The organism is Streptomyces scabiei 87.22 (genome assembly GCF_000091305.1).
In the GTDB taxonomy this organism is placed as follows: domain Bacteria; phylum Actinomycetota; class Actinomycetes; order Streptomycetales; family Streptomycetaceae; genus Streptomyces; species Streptomyces scabiei.
Window position 1 is genome coordinate 2,899,312 of record NC_013929.1, and the last position, 25,074, is coordinate 2,924,385.

Consider the following 25,074-nt stretch of genomic DNA (forward strand, 5'->3'; position numbering starts at 1 on the left):
CGTGAAGGCGGGAGTGATATGACTTCCCCCTTACTGATCCGATTGTCGTATCAGTCGATCATGAACAAGGATCCTGGGGGGATTCATGCACAAGCGCATACGCGCCGCCGTGCCCGCGCTCGCCGGAGCGGTTGCCCTGACCGGCACCCTGCTGAGCAGCCCGGCCGAGGCCGCGGGGGGCGTGGTCATCCACCGCGTGTACTTCGACAGCCCCGGCACGGACACGCGGACGAACGCGCAGTACAACGCGGAGTGGGTGCAGATCAAGAACACCGGCTCGTCGGCGATCTCGCTGAAGGGCTGGGTGCTGAAGGACCTCGACAATCACAAGTACACGTTCCCGGACGTCAGGATCGGGGCGAAGAAGTACATCAAGGTCCGTACGGGGTCGGGCACGGACACCACCGCGACCAAGTACCAGAACCGCAGGGCGTACGTCTGGAACAACACCAGCGACACGGCCAAGCTGACGAAGGCGAACGGTTCGAAGGTGGATTCCTGCTCCTGGACCACGCGGGACGCCAGCGACAAGTACTGCTAGCCGGGGGCGCGTTGCGGGGGCCGCGCCCGGACTTCGGGCGGGTGCGGCGCCGTGGGGGCCCGGTCGCGCGGTTCCCCGCGCCCCGGGAGAACCCGGGGCGCGGGGAGGCGTCACGTCACCGGATGCGGCGGTGGACGTTCTCCTTCTCGCTCGGGCCCGGGGTCGCGTCCGCGATCCAGGGGCCCTCGCCCGAGGGGTCGATCACACCTTGCTCCAGCCACTCGTAGGCGCCGCCGAGAACGCCCTTGACCACCCTGCGGTCGAGGTCGTCGGTGTTGTTCCACAGGCGGCCGAAGAGTTCCTCGACCCGGATGCGGGACTGGCGGCAGAAGACGTCGGCGAGCTGGTACGCCTCGCGGCCGTGATCGCCCTGGCTGCGGAGCAGCTCCGCGCGGACGACGGCCGCGCTCATCGCGAAGAGTTCGGCGCCGATGTCGACGACACGGCCCAGGAACCCCTGCTTGGTCTCCATCCGGCCCTGCCAGCGGGACATGGCGTAGAAGGTGGAGCGGGCCAGCTTGCGGGCGTTGCGCTCGACATAGCGCAGGTGGGTGGCCAGGTCGGGGTGCCCGGCGGGGTGGAAGTCCCCGTAGGTGCGCGGGAGCTGGCCCGGTCCCGCGACCAGCTTGGGCAGCCACTTGGCGTAGAAGACGCCCGCGTTCGCGCCCGCCTTCGCCTTGTCGGAGAGGGACTTCTCCGGGTCGATGAGGTCGCCGGCCACCGTGAGATGGGCGTCGACGGCCTCACGGGCGATCAGCAGGTGCATGATCTCCGTGGAGCCCTCGAAGATCCGGTTGATGCGCAGGTCCCGCAGCATCTGCTCGGCGGGGACGGCCCGTTCGCCGCGCGCCCGGAGCGAGTCCGCGGTCTCGAAGCCGCGGCCGCCGCGGATCTGGACCAGCTCGTCGGCGATCTTCCAGCCCATCTCGGAGGCGAAGAGTTTCGCGAGGGCGCCTTCGATACGGATGTCGTTGCGGTCCTCGTCGGCCATCTGCGAGGACAGGTCGAGCACCGCTTCGAGGGCGAAGGTGGTCGCCGCGATGAAGGAGATCTTCTGGCCCACCGCCTCGTGGTGGGCGACCGGCTTGCCCCACTGCTCGCGCGCGGCCGACCACTCGCGGGCGATCTTCAGGCACCACTTGCCGGCGGCCACGCAGGACGCCGGGAGCGAGAGGCGGCCGGTGTTGAGGGTGGTGAGCGCGATCTTCAGGCCCGCGCCCTCGGGACCGATGCGGTTCGCGGCGGGGACGCGGACCTGGTGCAGACGGGTGACGCCGTTCTCGATGCCGCGCAGGCCCATGAAGGCGTTGCGGTTCTCGACGGTGACACCCGGCGAGTCCGTCTCCACGACGAAGGCGGTGATGCCGCCCTTGTGCCCCTCGGACTTCGGCACCCGCGCCATGACGACGAGGAGGTCGGCGACCACGCCGTTCGTCGTCCAGAGCTTCACCCCGTCGAGGAGGTAGTCGTCCCCGTCGGGCACCGCGGTGGTGGCGAGGCGGGCCGGGTCGGAGCCGACGTCGGGCTCGGTGAGGAGGAAGGCGCTGATGTCGGTGCGGGCGCAGCGCGGCAGGAACTTCTCCTTCTGCTCGGGGGTGCCGAACAGCTTGAGCGGCTGCGGTACGCCGATCGACTGATGCGCCGACAGCAGGACGCCGATGGCGGGGCTGGCGGAGCCGACCAGGGCCAGCGCCTTGTTGTAGTACACCTGGGTGAGGCCGAGACCGCCGTACCTGGGGTCGATCTTCATGCCGAGGGCGCCGAGTTCCTTGAGGCCGTCGATGACCTCGTCGGGGATGCGGGCCTCGCGCTCGATCAGGGCCCCGTCGACCTTCGTCTCGCAGAAGGCGCGGAGCTTGGCCAGGAACTGCTCGCCGCGCCGGACGGCCTCGTCCGTGGGCAGCGGGTGGGGGTGGATGAGGTCGAGGCGGAACCGGCCGAGGAACAGTTCCTTGGCGAAGCTGGGCTTGCGCCAGGACTGCTCCCGGGCGGCCTCCGCCACCTGGCGGGCCTCACGTTCTGTGACGACGGGCTTCTTGAGGGGTGGGGCGGACATGAGGCTCACCTCGCCGCGAATCGGGATCTCGTACCGGATGGGTACCTGAATGGTTACCGATGGGTGCTACTCGATCGTTGGTACCCGATTCGGGATGACCCCGCCACCCCTCGCGTCCGCGGCCGGCCGCTTCGGCCGGGTCGTGCGGGGCGGGACCGTCGAAGACCGGCCGGTTCTAGACTGTGGCCGACCCCCGGGCCCATCGGGAGGGGTTCCGAGGGCGCGGGGAGCCGCGCGGGAAGCCCCGCGGACCCGCGGCCGCACCCCCACACACCCCCACGGCCGCCCGGGCGTCCGTCAATTGATCGAAGCGCTTCGACAACCTATGGACACCCATCCGGCGCCGGGCTACTGTCGAGCCACCCTCACACGCCTTTGTTCCGCAACAGTGCGCTGTCGAAGCGCTTGAACACGCTGGGAGAGCCGGATGGTCACCCTCGCCGAGGTCGCCCAGCACGCCGGAGTGTCGGCGAGCACGGTGAGCTATGTCCTCAGCGGCAAGCGGTCCATCTCCGCGGGCACCCGGCAGCGGGTGGAGCGGAGCATCCAGGAGCTCGGCTACCACCCGAACGCGGGGGCCCGTGCCCTGGCGAGCAGCAGGTCGAACATCGTCGCCCTGATGGTGCCGCTGCGCACCGACATGTACGTCCCGGTGATGATGGAGATCGCCATCGCCGTGGCCACCACGGCCCGCACCTACGGGTACGACGTCCTGCTGCTCACCGGCGAGGAGGGTCCGGACGCGGTGCGCCGGGTCACCGGCAGCGGGCTCGCCGACGCGATGATCCTGATGGACGTGGAGCTGGACGACGAGCGGCTGCCGCTGCTGCGCGGCACCGACCAGCCCTCCGTGCTCATCGGGCTGCCGGCCGACACCAGCGGCCTGACCTGCGTCGACCTCGACTTCGGGGCCACGGGGGCGCTGTGCGTGGAGCATCTGGCGATGCTCGGGCACCGGGACATCGCGGTCGTCGGCGAGGCACCCGCGGTGTACGAACGGCACACCGGTTTCGCCGAGCGCACCCTCGACGGACTCCGCGGCCGGGCAAGGGAGCTGGGGCTGCGTGTGCTGCACCGCCCCTGTGAGGGCGGCTACGACGCGATGGCCGCGACCCTGGCCCGGATCTTCGACGAGCGGCCGGGCACCACGGGGATCGTCGTGCAGAACGAGTCGGCGGTGGAGCCGCTGCTCGCGCTGCTGCGGCAGCAGGGACGCGCGGTCCCCGAGGACGTCTCGGTGATCGCGATCTGCCCGGACCAGGTCGCCGTGCAGGCCTCGGTACGGCTGACGTCCGTCGCCATCCCGGCCCAGGAGATGGGCCGTCGGGCGGTGGAGCAGCTGATCGCCAAGCTGGAGGGCCGGGACGCCGACGAAGTGGTGCTCCTCGCCCCCGAGCTGACGGTCCGCGCGAGCACGGGACCGCTGTCCACGACCGGCTGAGACGGTCGGCTCGCCCGCACCCGCACCCGACCGCACCAATCGCCGTGCCGTACGGAAAACCCCGTACGGCCCCCTCCTGCCCACCGCCCGTGCCCGCCGGAGCCGAGCCGGGTGTGCCGTCACTCCTCCCTCCCAGGAGATTCCGTGAATCTGTCTGCCGAGAACCCGACCCCGACGGGCGCGGTCAGCCTCGCCCAGTCCTCCCCCACCGTCGGCACGTTCCGTGAGCGGGACGGCGCCCTGGAATGGAGCGGACGCCAGGAGACCCTGCGGATCGAACCCTGGGGGCCTGACGCCGTCCGGGTCCGCGCCCGCCTGGGCGGACCGGTCCTCGACGGGCTGCCGGGCGCCCTGCTCGACGAGGCGGAGAGCACCGGAAGCACCGTCAAGATCGAGGACGGGCTGGGGCGGCTGATCGTCGGCGCGCTCACCGTCGAGGTCGACGCCGAGGGCCTGGTCCGGTACACGCGCACCGCCGACGGCTCCGAGCTGCTGTCGGAGGCCCGCGCGCACTTCTGGTGGCCCGGCTCACGCCTCTACACGGCCGTCGGCAACGGCCACCACCGCCTGGAGCAGCGCTTCGCCGCGTACGACGACGAGAAGCTGTACGGCCTCGGGCAGCACCAGCACGGGCGGCTCGACCAGAAGGGGCTGGTGCTCGACCTGGTGCAGCGCAACGCGGAGGTCGGCATCCCCGTGCTCACCTCCAGCCGCGGCTACACCCTGCTGTGGAACAACCCGGCGATCGGCCGCGTCGAGCTGGCGGGCAACGGCACGCGCTGGGTCGCGGACTCGGCCCGGCAGATCGACTACTGGATCACCGCCGGTGCCCCGGCCGAGGCGCAGCGCCGCTACAGCGCGGTGACGGGCCGTGCGCCGATGCTGCCGGCGTGGGCGGCCGGGTTCTGGCAGTGCAAGCTGCGCTACCGCACGCAGGACGAACTCCTGGCCGTGGCACGGGAGTACAAGCGGCGGGGCCTGCCCATCGACGTCATCGTGTGCGACTTCTTCCACTGGACGCACCTCGGCGAGTGGAAGTTCGACCCGGCCGAGTGGCCCGACCCGGCGGCGATGGTGCGGGAGCTGGAGGAGCTGGGCATCCGGCTGGTGGTGTCCGTGTGGCCGTCGGTGTCGCCGCTGAGCGAGAACCACCACCTGATGGAACAGCGCGGCTACTTCATCGGCACCCAGTACGGCCCGATGGCGCACGCCGACTGGCCGGACAAGGAGGTCGCCTCGACGGTGCAGGTCGCCTTCTACGACGCGACGAACCCCGAGGCCCGGGAGTTCGTGTGGTCGCGGGTGCGGGAGAACTACCTGGAGCCGTACGGCATCAAGGCGTTCTGGCTGGACGCCTGCGAGCCGGAGATCAAGCCCGGCTTCCAGGAGAACCTGCGCTACTGGGCGGGGCCCGGCCCGGAGGTCGGCAACATGTACCCGGCCGAGGTCGCCCGCACCTTCTACGAGGGACTGCGGGCGACGGGCGAGGAGGAGATCGTCTCCCTCAACCGTTCGGCGTGGGCGGGCAGTCAGCGCTGGGGGGCCGCGCTGTGGTCCGGTGACATCGGGACCGACTTCCCGACCCTGCGGCGGCAGATCGCGGCGGGCCTGAACACCGCGCTGTCCGGCATCCCCTGGTGGAACACCGACATCGGCGGCTTCCACGGCGGCGACCCGGACGATCCGGCCTACCGGGAGGTGATGGTGCGCTGGTTCCAGTTCGGGACGTTCTCGCCGCTGATGCGGCTGCACGGGTTCCGTGAGCCCGGGATGCCGCTGGGTCCGGCCATGACCGGCGGGCCCAACGAGGTGTGGTCGTACGGGGAGGAGGCCGGGGTGATCCTGGAGGACTGCCTGCGGCTGCGGGAGCGGTTGAAGCCGTATGTGCTGCGGGTGATGCGGGAGGCCCATGAGGAGGGGCTGCCGGTGATGCGGCCGCTGTTCCTGGAGTTCCCGGACGACGAGCGGACCTGGTCGGTGGACGACGCGTACCTGTTCGGGCGGGACGTGCTGGTGGCGCCGGTGCTGGAGGCGGGGGTGACGCGCTGGAGCACCTATCTGCCGGCCGGGGCGCGGTGGACCGACGCGTGGACCGGCGAGACGTACGAGGGAGGCTGGCCGGTGACGGTGGACGCGCCGCTGGAGCGGATTCCGGTGTTCCTGCGGGACGGGGCCTCGGTGCCGATCGCCGGGTAGGCGCCCGCCGCCCGCCCGGAGGCCGGGTCTACGCTGTGGCGCCACGGCCATCCCATGATCCTCAGGGATGCGCGCGACCTGGAGTGAGTGGAGATGGCGAGGATGAACAGCCGTACGGGAGACTCCCGCGCAGTACGCGGGGGACGGCGGGGCCGGGGCGGCGGGGCCGCGCGCAGACCTGTCCACCGGACGCGCACGACGATACGCACCACCGGCGGGTACGCGGTGGCGCCGAGGGCGGCCGGGCCGTCGGGCGAGGACGCTCCCCGGGGGTTCCTGCCGGGGCCCGCGCGGCACATCGCCGTGTGGAGCGCGCTCACGCTGCTGGTGACGGGCGTCGTCTACGTGGGCGTGTGGATCTGCGTGACGTTCCAGACGACGGTCACGCCCATACTGATCGCCCTGCTGGGTACGGCGCTGCTCGGCCCGTTCTACCGGCGGCTGGTGGCGATGAGGTTCAACAAGTCCCTCGCCGCCGGGCTCACCTGTGCCGCCGTGGTGGTGGTGATGGGCGGGGCCGCGTACATCGTGGTGGCCGCGCTGATCGACACCGGTGACCAGATCATCTCCTCGCTCCGGCAGGCGGCGAAGTCGCTCAGCGACGAGTTCGGGCTGGCCGGGACGTCGCTGGACGACCTTGCGCAGAACGCCAAGGAGCTGCTGTCGAAGTTCGGCGGCACGGCGGCCTCCGGGGTGCTCACCGGTGTCAGCGCGGTCAGCGAGTTCCTGGCGGCGGCCGTGCTGGCGATGCTGCTGATGTTCTTCTTCCTGCGCGACTCCGACCGGGCGGTCGCGTCCCTGCACTCGCTCGCGCCGCGCGGCAGCGGCGACACCCTGGAGGTGATGGCCAGGCGCGCGTTCCGGGCGATCGAGGGCTATATGCGGGGGACGACGCTCATCGCCTTCATCGACGGTGTCTGTATCGCCGTGGGTCTGCTGATACTCCAGGTGCCGGGGGCGGTCGGCCTCGGCGCGCTCGTCTTCGTCGGTGCGTACATCCCGTACCTGGGCGCGTTCCTGTCGGGTGCGGTGGCGATCCTCGTCGCGTTCGCGGACCGCGGTCTGGTGACCGCGCTGTGGGCGGTCGGCGTCGTCTTCGCGGTGCAGCTCCTCGAGGGCAACGTGCTCCAGCCGATGATCCACAGCCGGACCGTGCAGATGCATCCGGCGGCGATCCTGCTGGCCCTCACGGCGGGCGCCTCCCTCGCCGGCATCCTCGGCATGCTCCTCGCGGTGCCGTTGACGGCGGCGGTCTCGGGCGTGCTGTCGGAGCTGCGGTCGCGCTACGGGGACGGGGCGGGCGCGGCCGGGACCCCGGCGGCGCGCGAGATGACCCGCGCGGCAGGATGATCAGCGGCGGCCGCCCCACCCGGGCGGCCGCCGGGGGCGCCCGTGCCCGGACCCGGGCCGTGCCCCCTCCGCCCGCATCGAAGGGAAGTCCCCGATGGCGTCCACTCCCCTGCCCCTCACCCTGGCCAACCTGTTACTCCGGCCCACGCTCGGCTCCCGCCACGACCCGGACCGGGTCTTCGACCGGATCGCCGCCGGCGCCGGAGGGGCGGACGGCGACGAGGAGTTCACCGGGAACTTCCGGTTCCTGCTGCGGGAGTGGGCCAAGGACGAGGACCTCGGGCCGGTCGGCTGGCAGTCCGCGCAGGCGCACGTCCGCCGGCATCTCACCAACCGGGCCCGGATCGGGCGGCTGATCGCCGAGAACCCGGCCATCGGTCAGGAGCCCGTCGAGAAGCCGGTGTTCGTGGTCGGCCTGCCACGCACCGCGAGCACGCTCACCCACGGGGTGCTCTCCGTCTCGGACGACCACCGCTGTCCGCTGCTGTGGGAACTGCTGGCTCCCGATCTGGAACCGTCGCCCCGGGAACGGCAGAAGCGGATCACGACCGCGCGCCGCGTCCTGAACGGCAGCCATCTGCTCAGCCCGCGCTTCCGCGACATCCACCCCATGACCGCCGAGGGCCCCGAGGAGTGCACGTTCCTCCTCCCGCACGCGCTGGTACCGCTCGCCCAGGCCCGCATACCCGCCTACCACGCCTGGCACTTCGAGCACGACTTCACCCCCGACTACCGTCACCTCAGGCAGGCCCTGCAGGTCCTGCAGTACGGCCGGCCGCGCCGCCGCTGGATCCTGAAGTCCCCCTTCCACACCGGGAACCTGGACGCGCTGGTCAAGGTCTTCCCCGACGCCACGCTCGTGTGGACCCACCGCGACCCGGCCGCCGCCGTCGCGTCCTTCTGCAGCCTGGTCGAGGTCGGCATGGTCACCTCGCTGCGCAGCTTCGATCCGCGTGAGCTGGGCGCCACCTGGCTCGACCTGCTCAGCCGGTCGGTCCGGCGCGGTCTCGCGGCCCGCACCGGCATCGCCCCCGACGCGCTGGTGGACGTGCCCTACTCCTCGCTCGGCGCCGACCCGGCCGCAGGCGCCCCGAAGCTGTACGAGGCCGTCGGCGCCCGCTGGACCGAGGCCGACGCGGCCCGGCTCCCCCGGGCCGCCGCCCACGCCCGGGGCGGCCGGCCCCACCGCTACGACCTGGCCCGCTACGGACTGACCCCGGCGGACGTCGAGTCCGCGTTCGCCGACTACAACGCCCTGCGCGCCGAGGTCGACCCGGCCTGACGGGGGCAGGGGTCCCGGCGTCCGGTACGGCCTAGCCGACGACCCGGCCGACCTCGATCCGGTCGATGTTCGGCGCCCAGGCGCCGGCGTTGCCGACGGTCACCTTGTTGGGGCCCTTGCTCAGGTCGACCGGGACGCCCACGGTCCAGTAGTCGTCCCGGCTCCAGGTGTTCTTGAAGGTGACCGTGCGCGGCCCGGCCGTCCCGACGGTGATGTCCGCCGTACGGGACATGATGTCGGTGTTGTAGGCGTGGCCGTTGTCGCGGCGGTCGTCGTGGGCGTAGTGGACGACCAGGATGTGGCGGCCCTCGGTGGGGGCGTGCACCGTGAACTCGGCGGTGCTGTCCGCACTGTTGCCGAGCTGTCCGATGTAGGAGCCCGACGGGGCGTGCGCGGAGTCGACGAGCCTGGCTCCGCCGGTGAGCGTGGCCGCGGCGGCCTCGTAGGCGAGGGTGCCGGTGGCAGAGCCGGCGCCGGTGACGTCGAGGGAGCGCAGGCCGGTGTGCCGGGCGGTCGCGGTGATCCGGTTGTTGCCCTCCACCAGGTACAGCCGCAGCGGCCGGTCGGGCACCGCGGCCACCGACTGCCCGTGCAGGGCGAGCGTCACCGGCGCCGACGCCCGGGGCACGACCCGGTAGTAGCCGTCGCGGGGCGCGTACACGTCGAACACGGCCCGGTCCCCGGTGCGCAGGACCAGCTCGCCGGTGCCGACGCCCTTCGAGGAGGAGTAGTCGTACGACGGCCGGCCGCCGATGTCGGCGAGGGTGGCCTCGTAGGAGGCGGCGGGCTCGCCGGTGCGGGCGGTGAGGTCGATCCGGTCGAGGGTGACCTCGGCGTCCCCCTTGGACAGGGTCAGCCGGTGCGTTCCGGCCGTGAGCCGGACGGTGAGGTCCTTCTTGGCGCGGTGGGCCCGGTTCTCGGTGGACGGGTAGGTGACGGTGACCGGGTCGCCGTCGTCGACCGTCAGCTTCTGGGTGGCCGGGGTCCCGGACTGGTTGCCGTAGAGGACCGCCAGGTCGTAGGTGCCGTCCTGCGGGACCGAGACCGTGAAGCCGACCTTGCTGCCCGGCCGGTCGAGGGAGCCCACGTCCCGGGTGCCGGAGGCGGCGTAGCCGTTGGCGTCGTCGACCGTGCCCAGGGTGGAGACCTTGCCGTCGGTGATCGCGGCGTCCTCGGCCTCGTAGGAGGCGGTCCAGGGGACGGACGGGGTGGCGGGGGTGCCGTCGCCGCCGGGGGTGAGGACGACGCGGTAGGCCGACATCCGGTGCAGGCCGCGCAGCGGGACGGTCACCGTGCCGTCGTCCGCGACGCGTGTCTTCGTCCGGGACAGGACGCGCGGGGCGGCGTGCCGGCCCTCGTAGCCGGACCAGGCGGCCTCCGCGACGGTGGCGGTGACCGTGCGCCCGAAGAGGGAGCGGGGGACCTTCCGGACCACGACGTCGGTGTCGCCGTCGGAGCCGCCGAGCAGTACCTGGGCCTGGCGGCGCGCGGTGTCGAGGGAGGCGAGGCCCTGGAGGGTGTCGACGGTGTTCGCCTGCGGCGGGGTGACCTCGACGGTCTCCCCGGTCAGGCCCGCGTACCAACGGAAGAACCACCAGCCGCCGTTGGGGATGTTGGAGCGGACCACGTTGCCGTCCATGTTGCCGGCCGCGTCCCAGTAGGCCTGGTTGGCGTACACCTTGTTCCTCTCGAACATCGAGACCCACTGGACGAGTTGTCCGGGGACGGAGAGGTCGCGGCGGTTGGCGTACTCATCGATGCTGATCTTCAGCGGGGCTATGCCCGCCGCCCGCTCCAGGGCGCGGTAGTCGTCGTGGTGGGCCTGGAAGTCCCTGAGGGAGCCGGGGCCCAGCTCGTGCCAGGTCATCACCTGGGGCAGGACGTTCTCGCGCCGGGCGAAGGCCAGGAAGTCCTCGAGCAGACGGGAGTGGTACGCGGCCTCGTTGGGGCCGGCGATGCGCGCGTCGGGGTCGATGGCGCGGATGCGCTCGTGGACCGTCTTCCAGTCGCGGAAGAAGCGGTCGCGGTTGATCTCGTACTGGGCCTGGTCGGCGACGTCGAGCTGGTACCAGATCTGGTCGGGCTCGTTGAACGGGATGTAGACGAAGCGTTCGCTGTTCGGGTCGGCCGCCACCTCCTTGACGATCCTGTCGACCTTGGGGAGGTAGTCGTCGATGCCGAGGTCCTCGTAGGGCCACTTGGCGTAGATGTCCTGCATCATCACGTTGATCTCGCCGCCGCCGTTGCGGAAGAACGCCTTGGAGACGGTGAGCGCGTCACCGTTGGGGTGCTGGGCGCCGCCCTCCGGCTTCTGCGAGATGCTGGTGATCTTCAGTGGGGCGAGGGCCGCGTCGCTGGGCACGCCGTCGTCGCTGAGCCCGTAGAGCGCGCCGTTGGCGCCGAGCATCACCGGGCCCTCGGAGGCGGAGAGGTCGACGGAGAGGCGCTGCGGGGCAGCCGCCGCGGCCGTGGCCGTTCCGGTGGCGGGAAGGGTGCTGCCTGTCATGGCGGTGACTCCTAGCACTGCGGTGACCAGGGCGGTTCTGGTGCGGGATCGCTCGGTGGTGCGCGTACCGGTGTGGGGGCTCACGCTGCTGGACCTCGGTCGTGTGACGGCTCCGCGGGTGATACCGGGCACGATCTCTCGCCGGGCGACGAGGACGACGGCGGGCATCTGCGGGCTCGTCACCACGACGCTCCCCTCGGCAGGCTCGTCACCACGACGCTCCCCTCGGTCCGGAACCGGAACAGCGGTGCGCGTCCGGGCGGGCGAGGTGTTCAGCGCCTGTCCGGCGGTGGGCCGGCGCTCTCGCGCACCACCAGTTCGGGCACGGAGACGCGGTGCGGGGCGATCGACTCGGACTCCTCCACGACCCCGTGCAGCAGGGCGAACGCGGCCCGCCCGAGGCCCGTGAAGTCCAGGCGCACGGTCGTCAGCGACGGGGTCAGATACGCGGAGTGCGGGGCGTCGTCGAACCCGGCGACGCTCACGTCCCCGGGCACGGAACGCCCGGCCTCGTGCAGCGCGCGCAGCACACCGAGCGCGAGGTCGTCGTTGCCGCAGAGGACCGCGGTGACCGACGGGTCCGCCGCCAGCCTGAGCCCGGCCGCGTGACCGCCCGCCGGGCCCCAGTTCCCCTGCAGCGGCCGGGGCACCGGCGCTCCGGCCTCCTTGAGCGCCTGGCGCCAGCCGGCGGTCCGGGCGGCGCCGGCGCGCCGGGTGCTGGACGGGATGGCGACGTAGTGCACGGTCTCGTGGCCGAGGGAGAGCAGATGGCGGGTGGCCTCGTGGGCGGCCTCGCGGTCGTCGGTCCACACCCAGGGACGGTCGCCGCGGGGCGGGGTCGCGGGGGTCTCGACGACGCCGACGACCGGCAGCGCGGCGGGTACCGCGCCGAGGGCCGCCACACCGGGCGGGTCGTAGGCGATCACGATGAGGCCGCCGCCGGCGTCCGCCGCCCGCCGTACCTCGGCGGCGACCGCGGCCTCGTCCGCCGACTCCAGGACACCGATCCCGACCGTGTAGGACGCCGCCCGCGCCGCCTCCTCGACGCCCTGGATGATCGAGGCGTAGCCGTAGTGCGTGGTGTTGGCGGTCAGCACGGTCACGGACCGGGTGCGCCCGCTGGCCAGCGCGTGTGCGGTGGCGTTCCGCCGGAAGCCCAGTTCGTCGATGGCCGCCTGCACCCGCTCCCGCGTCGTGTGCTTGACGCTGGGGTGGTTGTTGATCACCCGGGAGACGGTCTGGTACGAGACCCCGGCAGCTGTCGCGACGTCCCGGATACTCGCCGGGCGCCTGGTGTGACCGGCCACATTCATGCGGGAATTGTGACCGGTCACACGGGAGTCGTCAAGACAGCGCGACGAGGGGTTCGTCCGCGGCCGGGTGACGACGATGTGTCAGCTGCTGCTGACCGTCAGGTTGTTGGCGGTGAAGTTCAGGCCGCCGGAGGACGACGTGACCTCGAAACCGAACTGCACGTCGCCGATGGTCTCGTTGCCCATCCAGCCCTTCGTGTCCTTGATCCACTTCAGGACCGGGAGGATCTGGACCGTGCCGGAGGTCGAGTTCGAGGTGCGCAGGAACGAGATCACGTCCCAGTACGTCCCGTCGGACCGGTAGGCCCGGCCCTTGTACACGTTCCAGCTGTGGCCGCCGACCGACACGCTCTGCTGGAAGCTGCCGAGGGCGCCGACGGCACCGGTGCGGTTGACCCACAGCATGATCTCGTAGTCGTGGTCCGTGTCCCAGACGTCGTACGAGGTGTTGTACGCGCCCGAGGACGGGACCGTGACGTTGTAGCTGCTGTTGAGCGAGCCGAGGGAGGTGATCGACTTGTTGATCACCTTCTTGGAGTTGGGGTACGACTTGATGCCGCCGGTGTTGGGGTGGTTGGCCCAGACGCCCCAGTTGGTACCGGAGTTGGCCCAGACACACTGGCTGCCGGCGCCGGAGCCCCAGATGTTGTTGTAGAGGGTGTAGCCGCCCAGGCTCGTGTTGCCCCACTGGTCGCAGGTGTTCCAGACGGCGGCCGAGGCGGGGGCGGAGGCGAGACCGACGGTGGCGCCGAGGGCGAGGGCGGGGGCCAGCAGGCCCTTGCCGATCCGGCCCAGGGTGCGCGAGCGGGTGCGGGTGCGTGTTGCCATGGGTGTCGTTCCTTCCATGGGTGGGGGATGGAGCGGGGAGCCACCGCGTCCTCGGGGTGAGGACGCGGTCTTCTCCGGCGACGGGGTCGATCGCCACGCAGGGTCCGGCGCCGGAGGAAGTCCGGGTTACCTCAGCGCCGCCACGCCGTAGCGGCCGAGGGACAGCGTGCCGGTGACGACCGCCCCCGTGAGCAGGTCGTGAAGGGTGCCCGGCACCTCGACGGTGACCGCGTCGCGGCCGTGGTTGAGCACGAAGAGCACATCGCCGCGGCGGACCGCCTCGACCCCGTCGGGCAGGCCGTCCAGCACGGGTCGCACCCCGGCGTCGGCCGCGACGCCCGCCAGCAGGTCCCGCAGCGCGGCCGGTTCGGGCAGCGTGGAGACGTACCAGGCCCGGCCCCTGCGCAACAAGGCCGGGTGGCCGTCGAGTTCACCGCCCTTGTAGGCGAAGGTCTCGTCCGCGTCCGCCGCCTCGATCTCCTCGGACCACAGGGACCCCCGGAACACCCCCCGGGGGCCCGCGCACCCGACCTCCTCCCCGGCGTCCAGCGGCCACCGTTCGTGCAGGGTGCGGATGCCGAAGAGGTCGCGGAGCCGCGCGTCCATGCCGCCGGGGCGCACCCGGTCGTCCTCGTCGGCGACACCGGTCAGGAAACCGCTGACGAGGGTGCCGCCGCCCCGTACGTAGGCGAGGAGGTTCTCGACGGCCGCGTCGGTGAGCAGGTAGAGCTGCGGCACGACGACCATCCGGTACGCGGAGAGGTCGTGCCCGGGGTGGGCGAAGGCGGTCGTGAGGTTCGACTCCCACAGGGCGCGGTGCCAGGAGCGGACGACCTCGGCGAGGTCGACCTCGGACGAGAGCCGGCCGTCGTGGTCGCCGGCCCACCAGGAGTGCCAGTCGAAGAGCACCGCCACCTCGGCGTGCAGGGGCCGGCCCGCCACCGCCGGTCCCACGGCCGCCAGCTCGGCCCCGATCCGCTTGACCTCCTGGTACGTGCGCCCCTGCTCGCCCGCGTGGGAGACCATGCCGGAGTGGAACTTCTCCGCGCCCTGCCGGGACTGCCGCCACTGGAAGAAGCAGACGGCGTCCGCGCCCCGGGCGACGGCCTGGAGGGACCACAGGCGGTTGAGGCCGCGGGGCTTGGGATGGTTGACGCCGCGCCAGTTGACCGGACCGGCCGCCTGTTCCATGAGCATCCACGGCCCGCCGCCCGCCTGGGAGCGCGTCATGTCCTGCACCAGCGCCCCGTGCTGCGCGCCGAGCGGGTCCCGCGGGTCCGGGTAGATGTCGACCGAGACGACGTCCTCCTCCCCGGCCCACCGCCAGGCGTCCTGGCCCGCCCACATCGGCATGAAGTTGGTGGTGACCGGGATGTGCGGGGTGTGCCGGCGGACGATGTCGCGCTCGATGGCGTAACACTCCAGGAGCATGTCGCTCGTGAAGCGCCTGAAGTCGAGCACGTGCGTGGGGCTGCGCAGGTAGTGGGCGCGTCGCGGGGGGATGATCTCGTGCCAGCCGTCGTAGGACTGGCTCCAGAAGGCCGTGCCCCAGGCCCGGTTGAGCGCGTCGAGGGTGCCGTACCTGCGCCGGAGCCAGTCGCGGAAGGCGGCCGCCGCCTCGTCGCCCCAGTCGTAGGTGCAGTACTCGTTGTTGATGTGCCACAGGGTGAGGGCCGGATGGCCGGCGTAGCGGGCGGCCAGGTCCTCGGTGATGGCGGCGGCGTAGCGGCGGTAGGTGGCGGAGGAGTGGGAGAAGTGCTGGCGGGAGCCCCACCACTCGACCTGTCCGTTCTCGTCGCGCGGGAGGGTCTCGGGGTGGAGGCGGCCCATCCACGGCGGCGGGGAGGAGGTGGGGGTGGCCAGGACGACGCCGACGCCGCTCGCGTGCAACAGGTCCATCAGCGTGTCCAGCCAGCCGAACTCCCGCGCGCCCGGGCGGGGTTCGAGCTTCGCCCAGGAGAAGACGCCGAGGGTGACGGTGGTGACGCCGGCCTCCCGCATGAGGCGGACGTCCTCGTGCCACACCTCCTCGGGCCACTGCTCGGGGTTGTAGTCGCCGCCGAACAGGACCCGTCCGCGGGTGACCGCGGCCAGGGACGGCCGTGTCTCCCCCGGCATCAGACCGGGTCCCCGTACTGGATGCCGCGCCCGTTCGTGGCCAGGTACACCCGGCCGTACAGGCGCGGGTCGCCGGTGATCGCCTCGCCGGTCCAGCCCCACTGGTGGGCGTCGTCGTTGATGCGGGTCCAGGTCTTCGCGCCGTCGTCGGAGCGGTGGACGGCGGTGCCGGTGTCCGTCGTGCCGACCAGGTAGACCGCCGGGTAGCGGGCGCCCTTGGCCGCCTTGCCGAAGCCGAGGGCGTACGCGGCCCGGCAGCCGTCGAGCTTCGCGAAGGCCGCCCCGCCGTCGGTGGAGCGGTACAGCCCGTTCCCCTTCAGGCTCAGCCACAGGTCGCCGGTGCGTCCGGGGGCCGCGACCAGCTCGAACTGGCTGTCCCCCTGCGGCAGTCCGCCGGCGCGCGCCGTGAACGACCGGCCGCCGTCGGTGCTGGCGTACAGCGTCCCCGTATCGGTGTCGTACGCGTAGAAGAGGGCCGGGTCGGCCGGGTCGGCGACCGGTGTGGCGCCCTTGGGGAAGGAGGGGACCTCGGTCCAGGTGGCGCCGTTGTCGGCGGAGCGGTGGGCGGCGTACTTCGTGCCGTCCCAGTGCGCGAAGGACCACAGCAGCGCGGTGCCGTCGGTGTTGGTGGCGATCGGCCCCGGCGCGTCCTTGGCGATCCCGGGCTGGGCCGCGAACGGCGCCCAGGTACGCCCGCCGTCGTGGGAGAAGGCCCCGTTGCCGTGGTCGCCCCAGCCGGTGCGGACCACGTACGACGGCTTCGCCGCGGCCTGCGCGAGTCCCGTCGCCGTCGAGAACACGGGGTTGGACGCCATGCCGCGCGAGGGGGACGCCGTGAGCCGCTCGTGGTACACCGTGCCGATGTCCCCGCAGCCGCTGATCAGGTGCGCCTCGCCGGTCGGCGGTGAGATCAGCTGACGCACGGAGGTCTCCTCCAGGCCCCGGATCTGCGGCGCCCAGCGCTTCAGGTCCCGGGTGCCGTAGAGGGTCGCGCCGGTGCCGTACACGAGGTGCTTCGAGTCGTACGGGTCGAGGGCGAGGGCCTGTATCCACCAGCCGAACTTCGGCTGGTCGGCGCCCCACTTGAGGTACGGGGTCTCGGACACGTCGAGGACGGCGGAGTCCTTGAGGGACGTCCAGGTGCGGCCGCCGTCGGTGGACCGGAACACGGTGTCGATCTCGGCCCAGCGGTTGTTGGTCGACACGACCACCGTGCCGGGGCGCCGGGCGTCGACGGCGACCCCGCCGTAGGCGAAGGAGTCGGTGCCGCCGTCGCCCGTGGTGCCGCCCGGCCTCACCGGGGTCACGTCGGTCCAGGTGCCGGTGGTGGTGCGGAGCTTGTGCACACTGCCGTCGGACTGGCCGTTGGGGCCGGGCGCGTCGGCGTACGTCACGTACAGCTCGCGGGAGTGCCGGTCGTACGCGGCGCGGATCGGGACCTTGGCGGAGGCGCCGGTGGGGCGGCCGGGGACGGCTTCCCAGGTGGCGCCGTCGCCGGTCCGGTAGAGGTTGGCGGTGGTGCCGTCGCCGTCGCCCCAGCCGGCGTAGACGGTGCGTCCGGCGGCGACGAGCAGGGTGACGCCCTGGCCCGAGGCGCTGGGAGCCGCCGGGAAGCCGGTCACCGGCGCCCAGGTGGCGCCCCGGTCGGTCGACCTGAGCAGACCGTCGTGCCGGGTGCCCAGCCACAGGGTGTCGCTGTCGCGCGGGTCGACGAGCAGGCGCTCGCCCGTGCCCCGGCCGTCCTCGTTGGCGCCGAGCCTGACGATGAGGTCGCTGCGGGTCCAGGTGGCGCCGCGGTCCTCGGAGCGGAGGATCGCGCCGTTGCCGGCCCAGGACTGGGTGTAGGTGCCGAGGGCGAGGTAGAGGCGTTCCGGATGGGCCGGGTCGACGGCGATGGCCTCCACGCCGAGGAGGTTCCAGTCGTCCCAGCCGAGGTGGTCGGTCAGAGGGGTCCAGCGGGCCTTGTGATCGTCCCAGCGGTAGGCGCCGCCGATGTCGGTGCGGGCGTAGGCGAGGCCCCGTCTCGCCGGGTGGAAGAGGACGCCGGTGACGAAGCCGGTGCCGCCGATGACGGCGGTGCGCCAGCGGTAGCGCCCGGCGGTGGGGCCGCTGTGAACCCCGGTGGTGTGAGCCTGGGCTGTCGGTGCGGGGAAGGTGGTGAGGGCTGCGGCGGCTGCCGTTCCGGCGAGTACGGTGCGGCGGCTCGGCTGTGGGGTGCGCATGGCATACCTCGTTTTGCGGGGAGGGGTGGGGGGTGGGCGCCTTGGGGCTCGGGGGTGCGGGTTCGTCGGCGACCGCGGGTGAGTGGGGGCTGGTCGCGCAGTTCCCCGCGCCCCTGAAAAGCACGGGCTGCGCCCGGTGCTTTTCAGGCCCGCAGGGCCTGGGCTTCTAGGGGCGCGGGGAACTGCGCGAGCAACAACGAACCACCCGCACCCGCCCACGAACCCGCACCCCCCGGAGGGGCGGGCGCCCCGGTCAGCCCTTGACCGCGCCCGTCAGCATCCCCTTCTTGAAGTGCTTCTGGACGAAGGGGGACAGGACGGCGACGGGGAGCAGGGCCATGACCATGACCGCCATCTGGACGGCCAGCCCCGACAGCTGGCCGGTCCTGATGGCCTGGCTCAGTCCGACCGGGGCTTCCTGCTTCTGCACGAGCTGGATCATGACGTTCTGCAGCGGCATCATGTCCTGGTCGTTCAGGTAGATCGACGCGTTGAACCAGGCGCTCCAGTACCCGACGGCGTAGAACAGCGTGATCACGGCGAGGACCGCCCGGGACAGCGGCATGACGATCTGCCAGAGGATCCGGACGTCGCCGGCGCCGTCGATGCGCGCACTGTCGATGAGTTCTGGCGAGATCCCCATGAAGAAGCCGCGCAGCACCAGGATGTTGAAGATGCTCACCGCGCTCGGCAGGATCAGCGCGAGGTAACTGTCCATCAGGCCGAGGGACTGCACCAGCAGATAGGTGGGGATGAGCCCCGCGCTGAAGAACATGGTCGCCAGCAGCGTCATCAGGATCCAGCGGTGGCCGAAGGAGCCGGTGCGCGAGAGGCCGTAGGCGCACAGCACGGACACCGCCATGGAGAACAGCGTGCCGACCAGGGTGATGAGGACGCTGATGACCGCGGCGCGGGTGACCTGGCCGCCGCTGAGCAGTTCCTCGTAGGCGATGAAGGTGATGCCCTTGGGCACCATCACCAGGCCGCCCGCCTCGTCGATGGTCTTCCGCGACGACAGACTGGTGACGACCACGATCCACAGCGGGAAGAGCACCGCCAGACAGGCGAACGACAGGGCGATCCCCTTGCCCGCCAGGCCGGCCTTCGAGGGCGCCTCCTCCCAGGACGGCCGGGGCGGGGCCTGCCACCAGCGGGGCGCGGGCTCCCGTTCGTCCGGCCCGGTGTCCTGACGCGGCCGCGCCATCACGGATGTCATTTCTTGTACACCCCCGCTTCGCCCATGAGGTGGGCCACCTTGTTCGCGGCGAGGACCAGGCCGATGCTGACCACGCCCTTGACGAGGCCGGCGGCGGCCGCGTATCCGAAGTCCTGGTTGCGGACGCCGTTCCACCACACGAAGGTGTCGAGGACCTCCCCCGCACCCGGTCCCACGCCGTCGCGTTGCAGCAGGATCTGTTCGAACCCGACGGTCAGGGCGTCGCCCACGCGCAGCACGAGCAGCAGGGCGATCACCGGACGCAGGGCGGGCAGCGTGACGTGCCACATGCGCCGCCACCGTCCGGCGCCGTCCATCGCGGCGGCCTCGTAGTGGTCCGAGGGCACCGAGGCCAGTGCGGCGAGGAAGACGATGATCCCCCACCCGGCGTCCTTCCACACGCTCTGCGCGGTGATCAGGAACGCGAAGGTGTCCGGGTTGGTCATGATGTCGAGGCCGTCGTACCCGTTCTGACGCAGCAGCTGGGACAGCATGCCCGCGCCGCCGAACATCTGCTGGAAGACGGCGATGACGAGCACCCAGGAGAAGAAGTGCGGCAGGTAGAGCACGGCCTGGGCGACGGCCCGCACCCGGGGCCGGACCACGCTGTTGATGAGCAGCGCGAGCAGGATCGGGATCGGGAAGAACAGCACGAGCTGGACGATGAACAGCACCAGCGTATTCCGGACGGCGTTCCAGAAGGCCGAGTCCTCGAAGATCCGCTGGAAGTTCTCCAGGCCCGTGAAGGGACTGTTCAGCATGGACACGATGCCGTTGTCGCTGATGTAGGGGTCGTAGTCCTGGAAGGCGACGACGTTGCCGAGGACCGGCAGGTAGTTGAAGACCAGGACCAGCACGACGGCCGGCAGCGTCATCAGGAGCAGGACGCGGTCGCGTCGGAACCTGTGCCGTCGGCTCAGCTGCTCCGGGAGGCGGCTCCCGGGGGAGCCGGTGGGGCCGCCGGGCGCCACCCGGGTCTTCTCCGGCGTGCTGGCCTCGGCTCTGCTGCGAGGCACCGTGCTGTGGGACACAGCCGTTCTCCTTGCCTCAGGGCCTGGTCAGCTCGCCGCCGAGCCGTTCTCGTCGAGGAGCTTCTTGTACCAGTCGCGCAGCTTGTCGCCGCCCTTGCTCTTCCAGTCGGACACGGCCTGCTGCATGTCGCCGATCTTCTTGTGCCCGCGGATGATGTCGTCCTCGAGCTGCTCGAAGTCGTTGGCGAGGTTGGTGTAGCGGGAGGGCTCGGTGATCTGCAGGCCCCAGAAGGGTGTCTTCGTGGTGAAGGCGCCCATCCGCTGCTCCCACTCGACCATGGCCTTGGTGTAGTCCGGCATGTCCGGGTGGGCGGTGGTCGCGGCCGGGCTCGCCACCATGACGTAGGCGTTGAGGACCTCGTTGTTGCCCTTGTCGTTCTTGACGGGGATGCCGTCCTTGATCGTGTAGTGCGTGCCCTCGACGCCGTAGTTGGTCATCATCCATTCCTTGGTGCCGTACGGCGCCGCGGTGACGTTGGCGATCGCCAGCGCGTCCCGGATGACGGACTCGGACGCCTTCTTGCTGACGAAGGAGAAGATGCCGGCCGGGTTCCCGGCGTACAGCACCGGATCACCGCCGTCGTGCCCCCAGATGTCCATGCCCCAGATCTTGAAGTCGGGGTTCTGGGTGATCTGGGAGGCCTGCTGGCCGTACCAGTGGACGATGTTGTTGTTCCAGATCAGGAACTCGCCGGCGGCGAACTTGGGTGCCGGGTCGGCGATCTGGCTCTTGCCCAGCTTGAAGTTGGGGTGGACGACCCCGGCGGCGAACAGCTTCCGCGTCCACTCGATGGCTTCCAGGTACTCCGGGGTCTCGATGCGGTTGACCAGCTTGCCGTCGGCCATGTTCCACCAGAGCGGTTTCTCACCGCCCCCGATCACCCCGAAGTTGTTCATCGCGGTCCACTTCATGTCGCCGCAGGCCCACCGCTTGGCCCGGGCGTTGGTGATGTCCTTGCACAGGGCCATGAACTCCTCGGCGGACCGCGGGACTTCGTAGCCCTCCTTGTCGAAGATGTCCTGGCGGTAGAGCGGCACGATGTTCGGCACGGTCGGGGCGGGCATCGGCAGGCCCATCAGCTTGCCGCCGAAGATGGAGCGCTGCCAGGCGTCGCTGGGGATCGCGGCGAGGTTGGGGTACTCCTCGATCCTGTCGCCGGAGAGGTACGGGCCGAGGTCGGCGAACTTGCCGATGATGGCGCTGGGTATCTTGCCCATCATGTTCCAGCCAGGGATGACGACCATGTCCGGGACGTCGCTGGAGGCGAGGACCGCGCCGAGCTTCTGGTCGTAGGTGTTGCCGTCCTGGTTCCGCCACCGGACGTCGACGCCGATCAGGTCGTTCATCGACGTGTAGTAGGAGTTGTCGCTCTTGGGCGGCGAGCCCCAGAACGGCGACATGATGGTGACCCTGCCGCCCTTGCCGAGCTTCTTGGCGACCGAGGTCTTGAGCGCGGAGCCGTCGAGCGGGGCGGTGAAGCCCGTCGACGAGCCGTACTTCGCCGGGATGTCCGGCTTCACCACGTTGCTGGCCACGTGCGCCGGAAGGATCTTCTTGGCGTCCTTGCCCGAGGTGGTGCCCTCACGCGAGCCGCCGTCCGAGCCGCCGCAGGCGGACAGCAGCGGCAGGCCCCCGGCCACCGCTGCGGTGGCGACCGCAGTGGAAGCCAGGAAGCTTCTCCGGCTGGGGGAGGAGGGGGCGGAGTTCGGCGTCATTGCGTCAACCCTTCATGGCGCACACCAGGACACCCGGCGGTGGCCGTCGGCTGCGGTGTCTTCGACAGAACTGGCTGTGCAGAAGCGATGCGCGCCGGGGGGAGGGGGAGCAGGCGAAGCGGTGCCCTCCACAGTCGAAGCGCTTCGATGTTGCTGCGAGGTTAAGTGAACGACCGGGGGCGCACAAGGGTCGATCCGCAGATTCCTCGGCGTCGCCGGGGACTGGAGCACAGCCTTCCGATCTTCGCTCTCCACGGCCCGATTGAGGGTGAGGGTACGGATCTGTCGCCTCGCGGTCCCTTGACACCCACCCCACCGTCGAACCAGCATCGAAGCGCTTCGAAAGCATCTCGTCGCTCCATCGCAAAGGGATCCCCACGTGACCGCAGAGACGACCCCCACGCCACCTTTCCGCGATCCGCAGCTGCCGGTCGCGAAGCGCATCGACGATCTGCTCCAGCGGCTCACCCCGGACGAGAGGATCGCGTTCCTGCACCAGTTCGCGCCCGCCGTCGACCGCCTCGGGGTGGCCGCGTTCCGTACCGGTCAGGAGGCGCTGCACGGGGTGGCCTGGATGGGACCGGCGACGGTGTTCCCGCAGGCCGTCGGCCTCGGCGCGACCTGGAACGAGGAGCTCGTGCGCCGGGTCGGCGAGGCCGTGTCCGGCGAGGTCCGCGCGATGCGGGCCCGCGACGACCGGGTCGGCCTCAACGTCTGGTCCCCCACGGTCAACCTGCTGCGCCACCCGCTGTGGGGCCGCAACGAGGAGGGCTACTCCGAGGACCCGCGGCTGACCTCGGCGATCGCGACCGCGTACACCCGCGGCCTGCGCGGCGACCACCCCACGTACTGGCGCACGGCCCCGGTCCTCAAGCACTGGCTGGCGCACAACAACGAGACCGACCGCTCCACCACCTCCTCCTCGGTCCGCCCCCGGGTCCTGCGCGAGTACGACCTGCGCGCCTTCCGCGAGACCGTCGAGGCGGGCGCGGTGGCCGGCGTGATGCCCGCCTACAACCTGGTCAACGGCCGCCCCAACCACGTCTCGCCCCTGCTGGCCGAGCAGTTGCGGACCTGGACCGACGAGCCCCTGCTGGTCTGCTCGGACGCGGGCGCGCCGTCGAACCTGGTCGACTCCGAGCACTACTTCGACACCCACGAGGAGGCGACCGCAGCCTCGCTGCGCGCCGGCGTCGACAGCTTCACCGACCACGGCACCGACGGCTCGACGATCACCGGACGCGTCCGGGACGCCCTGACCCGGTCCCTGCTGACCATGGACGACATCGACGAGGCGGTCCGCCGCCAGCTCTCCGTCCGCTTCCGCCTCGGCGAGTTCGACCCCGGCAGCGACCCGTACGCCGGCGTCGAGGACTTCGACACTCCCGCCCACCGTGCCCTCGCCCGGGAGGCCGCGGAACAGGCGGTCGTCCTGCTCAGGAACGAGGGCGGTCTGCTGCCGCTGGCCGCCGACACCCGCGTCGCCGTCGTCGGTCCGCTCGCCGACGAGTGCAAGCTCGACTGGTACAGCGGCACCCTGCTGCACCGCTCGACCCCACTCGAAGGTCTGTACGACCGCTTCGGCGCGGAGCGTGTGACGTTCGCGGAGGGCGTGGACCGCGTACGCCTGCGGGCGCACTCCACCGGCGCGTTCGTGTCCGTCCCCGAGGCCCCGGAGGCCGCCGACGAGGTGCGCGGCGCGCAGGGGGCGCTCGACCCGGCGCTGCTGGCCGGCCGCACCGACCTCTCGCCTCTCACCACGGACCCGGACGGCAGCGAACTGGCCCTCGTCGACTGGGGCGAGGGCGTGCTCACCCTCCGCGCGCCGGACGGCCGCTATCTCTCGGTCGCCGACGACGGATTCCTGCGCGCCTCCGCCGACCAGCCGGGGGGCTGGTTCGTCCAGGAGACGTTCCGCCTGGAGCCCTGCGCACCCCACGGAACGGGCCACCTCCTCAAGCACCTGGGAACAGGCCGGTACGTGACTGTCGGCACCGACGGAGTGAAGGTTGCCGACGGTGATCCGGAAACCTTCGACGTGGTCGTGACCGAACACGGCGAGGCCGCCGTCGCGCGGGCGGCCGCCGAGGCCGACGTCGTCCTCGTGGTCGCGGGCAACGACCCGCACATCAACGGCCGCGAGACCGAGGACCGTACGACCCTCGCCCTCCCCGCCCACCAGGAACGGCTGCTGCGCGCGGCCCGCACGGCCAACCCGAACACGGCCCTGGTCCTGGTCTCGGCCTATCCCTACGCCGTCGACGTCACCGGTCTGCCCGCCGTCCTGTGGACCGCGCACGGCGGCCAGGCCGCCGGCACCGCCCTGGCCCGGGTCGTCGCCGGTGACGTCTCCCCCGCGGGCCGCCTCCCGCAGACCTGGTACGCGTCCGACGCCGACCTCCCCGGCCTCCTCGACTACGACGTGATCGGCTCCCGCCAGACGTACCTCTACTTCGAGGGCACCCCGCTGTTCCCGTTCGGGCACGGCCTGTCCTACGCCGAGTTCGCCTACGGCAACCTGACCGCCCGCGTGGGTGACGCCGATCTGACGGTCTCCTTCACCGTCACCAACACGGGCGCGGTGACCGCCGACGAGGTCGCCCAGCTCTACGTCCGTGCCGAGGACCCGTCGGTCCCGCGTCCGCGCCGCGAGCTGGCGGGCCACCGCCGGGTCACCCTCGCCCCCGGCGCCTCCACGGAGCTGACCTTCCGGCTCCCGCTCTCCGTACTGGAGTTCTGGGACGTGACGCACGGCGCCTGGCACCGGGAGCCGGGCGCCTACGAACTGCTGGCCGGCGCGTCCAGCGAGGACATCCGCCTGCGCACGACCGTCACCGTCGACGGCGAACCCCTCGCCCCGCGCCCGGTCCTGGCCCGGGGTCTGGACGCGGCGGACTACGACGAACAGCGCGACACGGAGATCGTCGACCGCACCAGGGTGTCCGGCGACGCGGTGACTCCGGCGGGCGACCGCCCCGGTGAACTGCTGTACCGCGCCTGCGACTTCGGGGCCGGGGTCACCGAGGTGACGGTCGAGGTGGCGGGTGCGGGGAGCGTCGAGCTGGCTCTCGCCGACGGCCCGGCCCCGGTCACCCTGACGCTCGACCGGCCCACCGCGGGCCCGTACGCGTACACGACCCTGCGGGCCGCCGTCTCGGCGGCCGGGACGCGTGACGTCCGCCTGGTGCTGCGCGGCCCGCTGCGGCTGGCGCACGTCGGCTTCTCCGGTTGAGGGTCCGGAGCGAGCCGGCACAGAGA

15 protein-coding genes are annotated in these 25,074 nt (G+C 71.6%); 6 read left to right on the plus strand and 9 right to left on the minus strand.

Features of this window, described 5'->3' with window-relative positions:
• Positions 1–85 precede the first annotated feature (85 nt).
• Positions 86–541, plus strand: coding sequence for a lamin tail domain-containing protein (locus tag SCAB_RS12045; RefSeq protein ID WP_013000343.1), 456 nt, complete (start codon positions 86–88; stop codon positions 539–541).
• Positions 542–656: 115 nt separating this feature from the next.
• On the opposite strand, the gene SCAB_RS12050 is transcribed toward SCAB_RS12045, so the two are convergent.
• Complete coding sequence (locus tag SCAB_RS12050) at positions 657–2,597, minus strand: acyl-CoA dehydrogenase family protein (RefSeq protein WP_013000344.1); 1,941 nt, start codon at positions 2,595–2,597, stop codon at positions 657–659.
• Between the two features lie 427 nt (positions 2,598–3,024).
• Here SCAB_RS12050 and SCAB_RS12055 point away from each other — a divergent pair, with 427 nt between their 5' ends.
• The 4 genes from SCAB_RS12055 to SCAB_RS12070 all read left to right on the plus strand — a co-directional run bounded on the left by SCAB_RS12055 (position 3,025) and on the right by SCAB_RS12070 (position 8,866).
• On the plus strand, positions 3,025–4,038 hold the full coding sequence (locus SCAB_RS12055; RefSeq protein WP_013000345.1) for a LacI family DNA-binding transcriptional regulator: 1,014 nt from the start codon (positions 3,025–3,027) through the stop codon (positions 4,036–4,038).
• Between the two features lie 144 nt (positions 4,039–4,182).
• Positions 4,183–6,234 carry a glycoside hydrolase family 31 protein gene (locus SCAB_RS12060; RefSeq protein ID WP_013000346.1) on the plus strand — a complete coding sequence of 684 codons (2,052 nt, stop codon included), beginning with the start codon at positions 4,183–4,185 and terminating at the stop codon, positions 6,232–6,234.
• Positions 6,235–6,537: 303 nt separating this feature from the next.
• Complete coding sequence (locus SCAB_RS12065) at positions 6,538–7,584, plus strand: AI-2E family transporter (protein WP_041670564.1); 1,047 nt, start codon at positions 6,538–6,540, stop codon at positions 7,582–7,584.
• Positions 7,585–7,678: 94 nt separating this feature from the next.
• Entirely contained in the window at positions 7,679–8,866 is a 1,188-nt protein-coding gene (locus tag SCAB_RS12070) for a sulfotransferase family protein (protein WP_013000348.1), read from the plus strand.
• Positions 8,867–8,897: 31 nt separating this feature from the next.
• Here SCAB_RS12070 and SCAB_RS12075 read toward each other — a convergent pair whose 3' ends face one another.
• The 8 genes from SCAB_RS12075 to SCAB_RS12110 form a co-directional block, all read right to left on the minus strand.
• On the minus strand, positions 8,898–11,372 hold the full coding sequence (locus tag SCAB_RS12075) for a carbohydrate-binding protein (protein WP_041670565.1): 2,475 nt from the start codon (positions 11,370–11,372) through the stop codon (positions 8,898–8,900).
• A 272-nt stretch (positions 11,373–11,644) separates the two neighbouring features.
• Positions 11,645–12,685: a LacI family DNA-binding transcriptional regulator gene (locus SCAB_RS12080; RefSeq protein ID WP_049875696.1), complete on the minus strand. Its 1,041-nt coding sequence runs from the start codon at positions 12,683–12,685 to the stop codon at positions 11,645–11,647.
• A gap of 81 nt (positions 12,686–12,766) precedes the next feature.
• Positions 12,767–13,513 carry a glycoside hydrolase family 12 protein gene (locus tag SCAB_RS12085; RefSeq protein WP_037728264.1) on the minus strand — a complete coding sequence of 249 codons (747 nt, stop codon included), beginning with the start codon at positions 13,511–13,513 and terminating at the stop codon, positions 12,767–12,769.
• Between the two features lie 126 nt (positions 13,514–13,639).
• On the minus strand, positions 13,640–15,631 hold the full coding sequence (locus SCAB_RS12090) for a beta-galactosidase (protein WP_013000352.1): 1,992 nt from the start codon (positions 15,629–15,631) through the stop codon (positions 13,640–13,642).
• Positions 15,631–17,853, minus strand: a complete 2,223-nt coding sequence (locus SCAB_RS12095) for a sialidase family protein (RefSeq protein WP_013000353.1) — start codon at positions 17,851–17,853, stop codon at positions 15,631–15,633. Before SCAB_RS12095 ends, SCAB_RS12090 begins: the two co-directional genes overlap by 1 nt.
• A gap of 253 nt (positions 17,854–18,106) precedes the next feature.
• Positions 18,107–19,069, minus strand: a complete 963-nt coding sequence (locus SCAB_RS12100) for a carbohydrate ABC transporter permease (RefSeq protein ID WP_013000354.1) — start codon at positions 19,067–19,069, stop codon at positions 18,107–18,109.
• The gene (locus SCAB_RS12105; RefSeq protein ID WP_013000355.1) at positions 19,066–20,100 is read right to left on the minus strand and encodes an ABC transporter permease; all 1,035 of its coding nucleotides are present in this window, start codon (positions 20,098–20,100) and stop codon (positions 19,066–19,068) included. Before SCAB_RS12105 ends, SCAB_RS12100 begins: the two co-directional genes overlap by 4 nt.
• 27 nt (positions 20,101–20,127) lie before the next feature.
• Entirely contained in the window at positions 20,128–21,816 is a 1,689-nt protein-coding gene (locus tag SCAB_RS12110) for an extracellular solute-binding protein (RefSeq protein WP_013000356.1), read from the minus strand.
• A gap of 379 nt (positions 21,817–22,195) precedes the next feature.
• Here SCAB_RS12110 and SCAB_RS12115 point away from each other — a divergent pair, with 379 nt between their 5' ends.
• Positions 22,196–25,048, plus strand: a complete 2,853-nt coding sequence (locus SCAB_RS12115) for a glycoside hydrolase family 3 C-terminal domain-containing protein (RefSeq protein ID WP_013000357.1) — start codon at positions 22,196–22,198, stop codon at positions 25,046–25,048.
• Positions 25,049–25,074 lie beyond the last annotated feature (26 nt).